Raw genomic sequence first — 11,933 nt, 5'->3', positions numbered from 1 at the left:
GCGCACACTCCCGCCCGTCTTCGCCCGCCCTCTCCCGTCTTCGCCCGTCCGCGCCGGCCCTCTCCCGACCTCGCCCGGTGACGATGTGACACCTTGATCCTGCGCGACGCCACCGACCACGCCCCTGGAGCAGCCCGTGACCGAGCCCGTCCCCGCGTTCGAACTCCTTCCCGGCGCCGCCGAGTCGCCGGTCCTGCTGCACGTGCCGCACGGCGCACGGGAGATACCTCACGACGTGCGCGAGGGAATCCTGCTCGACGACGAAGCGCTCCGGCGCGAACTGGACCACATCACCGACGCCCACACCGGCCGGATCGCCGAACGGGCGGCCGGGGCGGCCCGGATCACGCCCTGGCGGTTCGTCAACCGGCTGTCGCGGCTGGTGGTGGACCCGGAGCGGTTTCCGGACGAGCGGGAGGAGATGCTCGCCGTGGGGATGGGGGCCGTGTACACCCGCACCACTCACCGGGCCGAGCTGCGTCCCGCGGAGACGGATCCCGGGCCGCTGGTCGAGCGGTACTTCCGGCCGTACGCGCAGGCGATGACCGAGGCGGTGGCCGGGCGGCTCGCCGCGACCGGGCGGGCCGTGGTGATCGATGTGCACTCCTATCCGGCCGAGCCGCTGCCGTACGAGCTGCACGGGGCGGGGCCGCGGCCCGCCGTGTGTCTCGGCACGGACGCCTTCCACACGCCGCCGGAGCTGACCGAGGCGGCGCGTGCGGCGCTGGCGGGATGCGGGGAGACGGGTCTGGACAGCCCGTTCAGCGGGACCTACGTACCGCTGGAGTACTACGGGCGGGACCGGAGGGTCAGCGCCCTGATGGTGGAGATCCGTCGGGACACGTACATGACGGAGCCGGGCGGGCCCGCCGGGCCGGGTCTGGAGCGGCTGGCCGCCGCCCTGACCGCCCTCGTGGACGCCGTGTAGGCCCGCCGGACGCGCAGGCCCGCCGGACGGGGCCGACCCGGCACGCACCGGTCGCGCTCGTGGGCTCCCGCGCGCAAGCCCCGCCGGACGCCGCTGCCCACCGTGCGCCGGTCACCTTTCCGGCCCCCACTCGGGCCCGCCGGACGCCGTGGCGCCCCGCTTCCCCTGTCACGCGACCGCACGTCGGCAGACCTCTGCCCAGAACACTCCCGCAGGACAGATCGGCGGCGAGGCAGTCACCCACCACAACGGGCAGATGCTGTTCCTGATACTGACCCGGCCCGAGCTGATGGAACGCATGCGTACCCGTCCGGATGCCCGCGGTCCGGTCCTGGACGAGCTGCTGCGGTACATCCCGCACCACTGCACCGGTGCGGTCCTCGCCCGGTCCCGCCCACCCGGCAAGCGGCTTCGGTCCCACCGGCTGCGTGGACTCATGCCCACCGGCTGAGCGAACTCACGCCCACCGGGTGAGCGGACTCATGCCCGCAGCCACTCCGTGACGATCTTTTCTCCGCCGGTCCGCAGCCGCAGCGCGAACGGTCCGGCGGGCGGCGCGTCGCTGGTGAAGCGGCCCAGGGTGTCGACGGTGACCGCGCGGGCCGTCTGCGGGCCGCCCAGCACCTCGATGCGTGCCGACTGCGGCGGCAGCACCTGGCCGATCAGCCCCTCGCCGGTGACCTCGACGTCGACGGTGAGCCCGCCGGCGCGGAACGTCAGCATCCGGGGGGCGTCCGGCACTCCCCTGACCGGCAGCGCATCCACCAGCGAGTCGAAGGTCAGCTCGGCGATCCGGGCGTCCAGGTCGTGCAACGCGTAGGCATCGAGCGCGAGTTGGCGCAGTTCGACGGGGACGGGATCCAGGACGTCGGCCGCCTGCCGCAGCTCCTCCTCCAGCAGATCGCCGTCGACCCCGGACGCGTCGAAGTCCGCTTCGGGAACGCCGTTGCCGTCCATGCCGCTCATGCCGCCCCCCGTGCGTCCATCCGGGCCCGCAGCCGGCGCAGACAACGCTGGCGCAACGGACCGATGCTGCCGACCGCGATACCGAGCGCGGCCGACACTTCCAGATAGCTGGGCGGTGGCGAGGACATCAGCACCCGCAACAGCTTTCGGCACCGGTCGCCGAGGGCCTCGAACTCCTGCCAGAGCCGGCGGATGCGCTCGGCCTCCACCGCCGCCTCCTCCGAGTCGATCAGCGTCTGCTCCGGCGTCCGCTCGTCGCTGGCCCGGTCGAGCACCTCCGGGTCGTCGGTCAGTGTCAGCCGCGTCAGACCTTTGAGCACCTTCAGGCACTCGTGACGGGCGGTACTGGCCAGCCAGGCACCCGCCTTGTCGGGTTCCCTGAGGCGGCCCAGGTGCTGGGCGAAGCGGAACCACACGGTCTGGTAGACCTCGTGTGCGTCGGCATCGGAGAGCCGGTGCGCGCGCACGACCGACCACACCAGCGGACTCAACCCTTCCACCAGCGCTTTCCAGGCCGCGGCGTCGCCGTCGACGGCGGACCGGACCAGCGCGCCGACCTCTGTACGGTCCACGGCTCCACCCCTCGTGTACGGCACGTCATCGTACGCCGTGGAGCAGAGGATTCCGGCCCTCATGCGGGCACTTCCGGGATCATGACCGGAACCGGACGCCAGGTGGGCGGGCGCAGCGCCGGGACGTGCACCCCGCGCACCTCGGCGGAGTCCGTGGTGGAGGCGAGCAGTTGTGTGCGGGCGGCGCGCGGGTCGCGCTCCTTGTGGGCCACCATGTGGGCGGCGACCAGGCCGGCGACGACGGGGGTGGCGAAGGAGGTGCCGCTCCACTGCACCAGGCCGTCGAACATCACCTGGTCCGGCTTGGCCCCGGTGCTCTCCCCCGCCTCGCTCAACACGCCCGTGTGGCGCGGGTACCGACAGGTGCAGGCGTAGTCGGAGCCGTACCGGCAGGCGTCGTAGGTCGAGTGCTGGTAGACGTAGGGCACCGGTGTGCCGAAGCCGGTGAGGGCGCCGGTCAGGCGCTCGCCGGGGGCGTAGACGCGCACCCAGGGGCCGTGGTTGCTGAAGCAGGCGCCCGACGCGCCGTCCCCGCGCAGCGCGCCGACCGACAGCACGCTGCCCTCGTACTCGGGCAGTGTGGCGTAGGCGGCGGGCCAGAACGGGGCGTCGCTGCCGTTGTTGCCCGCGGCGGCCACCAGCAGGGTGCCCTGGTCGCGCAGTTCTTCCATGAACGCGTCGAGGCCGATGAGACCGTCGGCCGAGCCGTTGGAGGTGCCCGCGGAGAGGCTGAGGATGTCGGGCCAGCCGCCCTGGTCGACGGCCTCGAAGAGCCTGGTGCCGAACTCCGACTCCAGGACGGCGCCCGCGTCGTTGAGCGTGCCGCGCACCGTGATGTCGGTGTTGGGTGCGACGGCGGCGAGGATCCCGGCGATGAACGTGCCGTGTCCGACGTACTGCCGCAGCACCCCGCCCGCTCCGGTCTCCTCCACCTGGGCGTCGCCGGTGGTGTGGGCGAGGAGCGGGTAGGACGCGTGGTCGTGCACGAGGCCGGTGTCGATGACGAGGACGCCGACGGCGGTGTCAGGGTCGTACGGGTCCTCGGCCGCCGCCGGGTTGGGCGGCTCGCTGCGCGGTACGGGCACCGGCTCGTCGCCCGGGCAGGCGTTGACCGCGATGTGCACGACGTGGTTGCGGCTGACCAGGGTGCGGCGCCGCCGTCCCTCGGCCTCGGCGAGGGCGCGCAGGGCGTGCGGCACGACGTCCTCGCCCTCGGCGGGGTCGCCGACCCGGATGCGGGTGACGCCGGTGCGGTTGGTGTCCGGGCCCGTCCGGGCCACGTGGTCGGGGACGAGTCCGCGGGTGTCGGTGAAATGCGTGCGCACGGTCTCCTCGACCAGGCGGGCCTCCTCGCCGTCGCGGGCGAGGACGACACCCTTCTCGTAGAGGAACCCCGCGGAGTCGTCCGGTCCCATGGCCAGCGGGACGTCGGGCATCGCGCGCTGGATGTGATGGAACTGTTCATGGAATCGCCGAGGTGCCATGGTGTGTCCTCCCCCTGATGCGGTGTTCGTCAGTCAGAGTCGCCCGACGACCGATTGATACAGCGCGCGGGTCCGGCCGGTACAGCCCGAGGAGACGACGGAGAACCCGTGTGACGGATTTACGCAGGCCACTACCATGCGAGGAGTGACAGCGGGAAGCGAGTCGGTACTCGAATTGCTGCCGATGGTCTTCGCCGACCCGGGCGAGGCCCGGGCGCGCGCGGAACAGGTACTGCACAGCCGTCCGTCGCCGCTGCACGCCAGCGTGGCCCATCAGGTACTGGGCATCTGGCAGCGGGACTTCGGCGACCTGAGGATCGCCCTCAGGCATCTGCGGCGGGCCCGGGACCTGGCCTCGCGAGCCGAATCCGCCGAGCGGGAGGCGGACGTGCTGGCGACCCTGGGGGTCGCACTGGTGCACGCGGGGCGCACGCGACAGGGGCTGGCCGCCTTCGAGCGGGGGGTCGCGCGGGGCAGCGGACACACCAGGGCGCGGGTGCTGTACCGGCGGGCCTATGTGTGGTGGGTGCTGGGGCGCCACCGGGAGGCGCTGGAGGACGTACGGCGGGCGCTTCCGGTGCTGCGGCAGGCCGGCGACGACATCTGGACCGCGCGGGCGCTGACGCTGCGGGCCACCGTGCATCTGGCGGTGGGTGCGGTGGACCGGGCGGACGCGGACTTCACGGCGGCGGAGCGGCTGTGGGAGACCACCGGCCAGGAGCACGACAAGGCGGACGCGGTGGAGAGCCGGGGCCTGGCCGCGTTCCGCTCGGGCGACATCCCGGCGGCGCTGCGGCTGCTCGACGAGGCCGAGGAGCGGTACGCCAAGCTGGGCACGCCCACGTTCGTGCTGTCCGCCCGGCGCTGCGAGGTGCTGATGGTGGCGGGGCTCGCCCCGGAGGCGCTCGCCGAGGCGGACGCGGCGATCGCGCAGCTGGACCGGATGGGCGGGCAGTCCACCCGCAAGGCCGAGCTGCTGCTGGCCGCCGCGCGGGCCGCCCGCTCGACCGGGGACCCGGACACCGCCATCGCCCGCGCCGCCCTCGCCGTACGGCTGTTCGCGGGACAGCGGCGGTCCTGGTGGGAGACGCATGCCCGGCTGGTGCTCATAGAGGCCCGGGTGGCGGCCGGGCGCCGGTCGGGGCGGCTGGTCGCGGACGCGGCGGCGGTCGCCGAGCGGCTGGCCTCCTTCGGTTCGCCGGCCGCGGCGGAGGCCTCGCTGCTGGCCGGCCGGATCGCGCTCGTCCTGGGCCGGACGCAAGAGGCGGAGTGCCATCTGGCGGTGGCCGCCCGCAGCCGGCACGGCGGTCCCCCGCCTGCCCGTATGACGGGCTGGGCCGCACAGGCGCTGCGGGCCCGTGCGGCCGGTTCCGGGCGAGGCGTGCTGAATGCCTGCCGGCGCGGCCTGGACGTGCTCGACGACCACCGGATGACGCTCGGCGCCTCCGAGTTGCGGGCCCGCGCCACCGCGCACGGCGCCGAACTGGCCGCGCTCGCGCAGGCGGCGAGCCTGGCCCACGGCAGCCCGCGGCGGCTGCTGGAATGGAGTGAGCGCTGGCGGGCGACCGTGCTGTCCGCGCCGCCCACCCGGCCGCCCGCCGATCCGGCACTGGTGCGCAGCCTCACCGCCTACCGGGAGATAGCGGCCCGGGCCGCGGAGGCCCGGCGGGAGGGCCGTCCGGTTCCGGCCCTGGAGCGCGAACAGCGGCGGCTGGAACGGGACATCCGCTCCCGCACCCACCATCTGCACGCCGACACCCCGGGCTACGGCGACCGCTTCGACACCGGCCGCCTGCTGGACCGGCTGGGCGAGGCGCGGCTGGCCGAACTGGCCGTCGTGGACGGTCAGGTGCACATCCTCCTGTGCGGGCAGGGGCGGGTACGGCGGTTCGCGGGCGGCACGCTCGCGGAGGCGGTGGCCGAGGCCGAGCATGTACAGGCCGGGCTGCGGCGGCTCGCCCATCCGGGAGGCGAGGCACGGCTGCCGCTGGTGGAGGCGGCGGGGCGGCGCCTGCAGGAACTCCTGCTGGGTGATGCCGTCCGCCACCTCGGGTCCGGGCCGGTGGTGATCGTGCCTCCGGGCGCGCTGCACCGGGTGCCGTGGGCGCTGCTGCCCGCGCTGCGGGAGCGGGTGCTCAGCGTGTCGCCGTCGGCGGGGAGCTGGCTGCGGGCCCGGGAGACCGAGCCGCCGCCCGGTGGCCGGCCCGTCCTGGTACGCGGCCCGGGCCTGGCCACGGGTGGCGCGGAGGTGCCCGAACTGGCCGACCGGTACGGCACCGCGACCGTGCTGGAGGGCGCGGCTGCCGAGGTGCCCCGTGTGCTGGAGGAGCTCGACGGCGCGGCGCTCGCGCACCTGGCCGCGCACGGCACGTTCCGCGCCGACAGTCCCCTGTTCTCGGCCCTGCGCATGGCCGACGGCCCGCTGATCGTGCACGACTTCGAGCGTCTCGCCCGCAGCCCGTACCGGATCATCCTCTCCAGCTGCGACACCGCCCGCCTCGCCTCGGTCGGCGCCGACGAACTCCTCGGCCTGGTCACAGCGTTGCTGCCGCTGGGCACGGCCGGGGTCGTGGCGAGCAGCGCGCCCGTCAACGACGCCGCCGTGGTGCCCCTGATGCTCGCCCTGCACAAGGGCCTCGACGCGGGCCTGTCCCTGGCCGAGGCCCTGCGCGACGCCCGCACCGCCCAGCCCGGCGACGCGGTCCACCAGGCAACGGGCTGGGCCTTCGCGGCATTCGGAGCAGCGTGAGGGGTCGCCCTTGCACACGAAGGGGCGCCCATGCACACGAGGGGCCGCCCTTGCACGCGAGGGGCCGCCCTTGCACGTGAGCGGCGTCCTTGCACGTGAGGGAGCGTCCATGCAGCGGACGGCACGTACGCAAGATCGGCGGGACCGCATCGCCATGCCCCTCCGCAACCCCCACGCACCCACGCACGCGAACGGCACACCTCCACCGCCGGCACACCCACATAGACGCGGGCGACTGCGCGCCCAACCACCCCACACACCGGCAACGGACGACACGCCCTCGACCGACAACGCCCTCAAAAGGGGCGCGGGGAACTGCGCAACCAGCCACCACACACCCGCAGCCGACCAACAACCCGCAGTAACCGGCCCCTCCAGGCCCCGCAGAACTACGCCGACTCGGCCTCGGGCAAGTCGCTCAGCCACGGCAGGGCACCACGATCGCTCGCGCCCAGCCGCGTGTAGGCGCTGTACAGGTGATTGCCGACGGTCCGGACGGACAGCGTCAGCCTCTCGGCGATCTGCCGGTTGCTCAGCCCGGACGCCGCGAGCGTGACGATCTGGCGTTGCCGCGCGGTGAGATCACCGAGGGCGAGCCCGGCCAGCGCCGGCGTGCGGGCACCGTCGCAGCGACGGGCCATCGCGACCGCACGGGTACGGGAGAGACGCGCGGCGCGCGGGTCGCGATGCGCACGGACCGCCTGGGCATGGGCCTCCGCCGCGAAGAGCAGGAAGCCCCGCTCCGCCAGCGCCCCTGCCACCCGGTCGAGCGCGGGCCCGTCTGTCCGGACGAGCGCCTCGGCGTGCCGGGCGAAGACACCGTCGGCGGGCAGCCGCCCGGCGACCCGCTCGGGAGCTGCGAGGCGTACGGCGTCGTAGAGCGCGTACGCGTCGTCCCCGCGGATCCGGGCCAGGGCTCCAGCGATGTCGCCGCGGGCGGCAGCGGCCCATACGTCCGTCCCGGTGATCTCACCCAACTGCCCTGCAGCCGACTCCAGTTCGGCGCGGCAGCACACGTCTTCCGGCGCCGCCCGCAACCCTTGCCGTGCCCAGGCCACCGCCTCCCGCAGCTCTCCGCGCAGCCGGGCGCACCGGGCACGTACGGCGGCGTACCCGGCGGGCACCGGCAGGCCCTCGGCCAGCAGCCAGTCCCCCACCGGCGCCGGCACGGCCCGCACGTCCTGTTCCGCCAGCATGGCTGTCAGGGAGGCCTGTTCGGCCACCAGAGCGGCTCCGCACCGCATCGTCGTGCGGGTCAGCCGCCGCGCCCGCAGTCGGCCGGCGCCGGCGCGCAGGGCCGGCCCGTGCAGAGGGTGGGCGAGGGTGACCGAGCCCCGGTCGTCGGCGTGGATCAGGCCGCGTGCCTCCAGGCGTTCGAGGACGTCGAGGTCGAGGCCGTCCAGCGCGAGCGGCAGGGGCTCGGCGAAGGCGAGCCGGTCGAGTGTCTCCCGTTCGGCGGCGTCGAGACGGTCCAGGGCGGGAGCGAGTCGGTCGCGGACGGCCGCGGTGACCGGCACCGGGCCGTGCCAGGCCCACTCACCGCTCTCCGGGACGCGGGCGAGTCCCCCGGAACGCCGCAGCGCGTCCAGCAGATCGCGCAGCAGCCGCAGATCGCCCCGGCACATCCGGTGCAGCCGGCTCATGGTGAGCGGCTCCAGGCCGGCCACGGTGAGCAGCTGGGCGGTGTCCTCGCGGGGCAGTGTCTCCAGGGCGAGGCGCGGCAGCAGTTCTCCCGTCCACAGCCGGGACACCGCGCCCGGTGCCGGCACCCCGTCCGTGGCGGCCACGGCGAGGCGGGTGCGGCCCTGCACGGCGAGCTGGTGGACGAGCGCGGCGGAAGCCTCGTCGAGCAGGTGCGCATCGTCGACGACGAGGAGCCGTACGCCGGACAGGAGCTGGACGGCGCGGTGCAGCGAGACGGTGTCGGGCAACAGGTGCGCGAACGCCGCGAAGGGCAGACCCCGGGTCTCGGGCGTCCCGGTCACCCGGGCGCAGTCCGTGCCCCGCAGCGCCTCCGTGAGCAGGCGGGTCTTGCCCCTGCCGGCCGGTCCGGTCACCACGATGCCGGGCCGGCCGGCCGCCAGCCACCTGCGCGCCAGCTCCAGTTCGTCCGCCCGGCCGGTGAAGGGCCAGGGCAGCTCCAGGGTCTTCGCGTCCTGTTCGTAGGTCGTCACACCAAGAGGAGTGCGCCTACTCAGGTTTGATACAGGGCGACTTGAGTAGCCCTCGACTCAGGCGAACGGTCCTCCGGGGCGGCAGTCTGGCTTTCCAGGCCACAGTCCGGCACCGGGGGTGCGGCCGAGGGACGTCGCCTTCGGGGGAGGGAGACGTCCCTCGACCACGCCTGTACGCCGTTCGCCGTCCGCGCGGACGGCGTTTTCGCATGGGCGGGGGCCGGCAGCACGGTCCGTCCTCGTCCCTGGATGCCCGCAGCCGAATCCGGGCGGGCGACGATCCGGATGGCGTCGGGGGACTTCACGAGGCGGCCCGCTGGGTGCGGGCGACGGCGTCCGGGGCAGCGTCGGGCGCGGCGTCGGGGTGGGCGAGGCCCAGGTGGTCGCGCAGGGTGGTGCCCTCGTAGTCGGCGCGGAAGACGCCCTGTTCCTGCAGCAGCGGGACGACCTTGTCGGCGAAGGGGTCGAGGCCGCCGGGGGTGATGTGCGGGACGAGGATGAACCCGTCGGAGGCGTCCGCCTGCACGAAGTCGTTGATGGTCCGGGCGACGGTGGCCGGGGAGCCGACGAAGGTCTGCCGGTTGCCGGTGTTGATGACCAGGTCCCGGATGGACCAGTCGTGGGCGGCGGCCAGCTGCCGCCACTCGCGGGCGACGGCGATCGGGTCGCGGTACATCCGCACCTGGGCGCGCCCGCGGGAGATGTGCTCCTCGCTCACCACCGGGTCGACGTCGGGCAGCGGGCCCTCGGGGTCGTACGCCGACAGGTCCCGGTTCCAGACGAACTCCAGGTGCTTGATGGCGGTCGCGCCGCTGACCTGCCGGCGGCGCACCTCGCGGGCGAGGTCGGCGGCCTCCTCGTCGGTGTCGCCGAGGACGAACGTCGCCGCGGGCAGGACGAGCAGCTGGTCGGGCCGGCGGCCGTACGCGGCGAGGCGCCCCTTGACGTCCGTGTAGAAGGCCTGGCCCTCCGCGAGGGTGGCGTACCGGCTGAAGATCGCGTCCGCACTCGACGCGGCGAACTCGCGGCCCTCCTCGGAGTCGCCGGCCTGGAAGATCACCGGGCGCCCCTGCGGGGCGCGCGGGACGTTGAACCGGCCGTGGATGCCGAACTGCTGCCCCCGGTGCGTGAAGGCGCCGGCCCGGGCGTCGGCGAGGAACGTACCGGTGGCCCGGTCGGCGAGGATCTCGTCGCCCCGCCAGGAGTCGAACAGTTCGTTGGCCGTGGCGAGGAACTCCTTGGCGCGGGAGTACCGCTCCTCCTGCGGCAGGAAGCCGCCGCGGCGGAAGTTCTCACCTGTGAAGGCGTCCCAGGAGGTGACCACGTTCCACGCGGAGCGGCCGCCGGAGAGGTGGTCGAGGCTGGCGAACTGGCGGGCCACCTCGTAGGGCTCGTTGAAGGTGGAGTTGATGGTGCCGGTCAGTCCGAGCCGGTCGGTGACGGCCGCGAGCGCCGCCAGCACGGTGAAGGTGTCGGGGCGGCCGACGACGTCCAGGTCGTATATCCGGCCGCCCTGTTCGCGCAGCCGCAGCCCCTCGGCGAGGAACAGGAAGTCGAACTTGGCCCGTTCGGCGGTGCGGGCGAAGTGCGCGAAGGAGCTGAACTCGATGTGACTGCCGGCGGCCGGGTCGCTCCACACGGTGGTGTTGTTGACGCCGGGGAAGTGGGCGGCCAGGTGGATCTGCTTCAGCGGCTTGCTCATGGTCGGGCGTTCCTCCGGCTCAGGCGGTGGCGGTGGGGGTCCCCCCGGGCTCGAGCGAAGCCGAGAGCCTGGGGGAGTAGCGGTCGGCGGGGCGGGCCAGCCCGAGGAGGCCGCGCAGGGTGGCCGCCTCGTAGGCCTGCCGGAACAGGCCCCGGCGCTGGAGTTCGGGCACGAGGTGCCGGGTGATCCGCGGCAGGTCGTGGCCGGCCACGGCGGGCCACAGCCGGAAGCCGCTGAGACCCGGCTCCCGCAACTGCTCCAGCAGGTCGGCGAGTTGGAGGGGTGTGCCGGTGAAGATCCGGGCGTCGCCGGCGTACGGCTGCCCGTCGAGGGCGTCGAGGCGCTCACGGCGGGCCGCGGCCGCCGCCGGGTCGTCGTCGAGGAAGACGACGAGGTCGCCGAAGACGTGCAGGGTCTGGCCGGCGCGGCCGGCGGCGGCCTGCTCGGCCCGGATCCCGGCGACGACGGCACGGGTCCGGTCGGTGTCGTGCGCGGTGATGTAGCCGATGTCGGCCTGGCGGGCGACGAACCGGTGGGCCGGGGTGTCGTGGGCCAGGGCGGTGACGAGCGGCTGTCCCTGGGGCGGACGGGGCGTGATGGAGGGCCCCTTCACGCTGAAGTGCCGTCCCTCGAAGTCGATGTGGTGCAGCTTGTCGCGGTCGACGAAGCGGCCGGTGGCCGCGTCGCGGATCTCCGCGTCGTCCTCCCAGCTGTCCCACAGCCGACGGACCACCTCGACGTAGTCGGCTGCCTCGTCGAACAGCTCGGTGAGCAGCTCCCTGGCGGACGGACTGTCCCAGGCGTCGAACGCCGGGATCGTGCGGCGGCCGAAGTGTGCTGCCTCGTCCGGACGCGCGCTGACCTCCACGCGCAGTCCGGCCCGGCCTGCGCTGATGTAGTCGAGGGTGGCGACGGCCTTGGAGATGTGGAACGGCTCCGTGTGCGTCGCCACCACGGTCGGCACCAGGCCTATGTGGCGGGTCAGCGGTGCGATGCGGGAGGCGACGAGTACGGCGTCCAGGCGGCCGCGGACCTGGTCGGTGCGGTCGTCGGGGCCGAGGAGGCGCGAGGACTGCGGGCCGAGGCCGTCCTCGATGGTCACGAAGTCGAGCAGGCCGCGCTCGGCCTCGGCGACCAGGTCGGCCCAGTAGCCGGCGGTGAACAGGTCCCGGGGCCTGGCCACCGGTTCGCGCCAGGAGGCCGGATGCCAGCCGGTGCCGTCCAGGGCGACGGCAAGGTGCAGAGGGGTGGCGGAAGTTGCGGACACGTGGGTGCCTTCCTGGATGTCCGAAGGGGAACACCGGCTCGCGGGCAGGCGTCGGCGGCGGGCGAGCGCGGCGGGAAGAGCCCCGGACCGA

8 protein-coding genes and 1 pseudogene are annotated in these 11,933 nt (G+C 74.2%); 3 read left to right on the top strand and 6 right to left on the bottom strand.

The features are described 5' to 3' along the window. Positions 1-136 precede the first annotated feature (136 nt). Together ACFZCP_RS40355 and ACFZCP_RS40350 are read left to right on the top strand one after the other, a co-directional pair. Positions 137-928, top strand: a complete 792-nt coding sequence (locus ACFZCP_RS40355) for an N-formylglutamate amidohydrolase (protein WP_391440196.1) — start codon at positions 137-139, stop codon at positions 926-928. Positions 929-1,145: 217 nt separating this feature from the next. Further along, positions 1,146-1,316: pseudogene (locus ACFZCP_RS40350) on the top strand (cytochrome P450); the annotation flags it as partial. Between the two features lie 92 nt (positions 1,317-1,408). Here ACFZCP_RS40350 and ACFZCP_RS40345 read toward each other — a convergent pair. The 3 genes from ACFZCP_RS40345 to ACFZCP_RS40335 are packed head-to-tail and all read right to left on the bottom strand — an operon-like array spanning position 1,409 to position 3,950. Continuing rightward, positions 1,409-1,885 carry a hypothetical protein gene (locus ACFZCP_RS40345; RefSeq protein ID WP_362683245.1) on the bottom strand — a complete coding sequence of 159 codons (477 nt, stop codon included), beginning with the start codon at positions 1,883-1,885 and terminating at the stop codon, positions 1,409-1,411. Between the two features lie 5 nt (positions 1,886-1,890). Then, complete coding sequence (locus ACFZCP_RS40340) at positions 1,891-2,529, bottom strand: sigma-70 family RNA polymerase sigma factor (protein ID WP_362682163.1); 639 nt, start codon at positions 2,527-2,529, stop codon at positions 1,891-1,893. Continuing rightward, complete coding sequence (locus tag ACFZCP_RS40335) at positions 2,526-3,950, bottom strand: S8 family serine peptidase (RefSeq protein ID WP_391440184.1); 1,425 nt, start codon at positions 3,948-3,950, stop codon at positions 2,526-2,528. Before ACFZCP_RS40335 ends, ACFZCP_RS40340 begins: the two co-directional genes overlap by 4 nt. Positions 3,951-4,086: 136 nt before the next feature. Between ACFZCP_RS40335 and ACFZCP_RS40330 the strand changes: the two genes are divergently transcribed. Next, positions 4,087-6,699, top strand: a complete 2,613-nt coding sequence (locus tag ACFZCP_RS40330; protein WP_391440179.1) for a CHAT domain-containing protein — start codon at positions 4,087-4,089, stop codon at positions 6,697-6,699. A gap of 389 nt (positions 6,700-7,088) precedes the next feature. Here ACFZCP_RS40330 and ACFZCP_RS40325 read toward each other — a convergent pair whose 3' ends face one another. From ACFZCP_RS40325 to ACFZCP_RS40315, 3 genes are all read right to left on the bottom strand, one after another. Beyond that, the gene (locus tag ACFZCP_RS40325; RefSeq protein WP_391440173.1) at positions 7,089-8,873 is read right to left on the bottom strand and encodes a LuxR C-terminal-related transcriptional regulator; all 1,785 of its coding nucleotides are present in this window, start codon (positions 8,871-8,873) and stop codon (positions 7,089-7,091) included. A gap of 301 nt (positions 8,874-9,174) precedes the next feature. After that, entirely contained in the window at positions 9,175-10,575 is a 1,401-nt protein-coding gene (locus ACFZCP_RS40320; protein WP_391440162.1) for an NtaA/DmoA family FMN-dependent monooxygenase, read from the bottom strand. A gap of 19 nt (positions 10,576-10,594) precedes the next feature. After that, positions 10,595-11,842, bottom strand: coding sequence for an LLM class flavin-dependent oxidoreductase (locus tag ACFZCP_RS40315; protein ID WP_391440142.1), 1,248 nt, complete (start codon positions 11,840-11,842; stop codon positions 10,595-10,597). Between the last annotated feature and the right edge of the window lie 91 nt (positions 11,843-11,933).

Source organism: Streptomyces sp. NPDC007971 (assembly GCF_042958635.1).
Taxonomy (GTDB): domain Bacteria; phylum Actinomycetota; class Actinomycetes; order Streptomycetales; family Streptomycetaceae; genus Streptomyces.
This window is presented reverse-complemented; position numbering and strand designations above follow the sequence as displayed.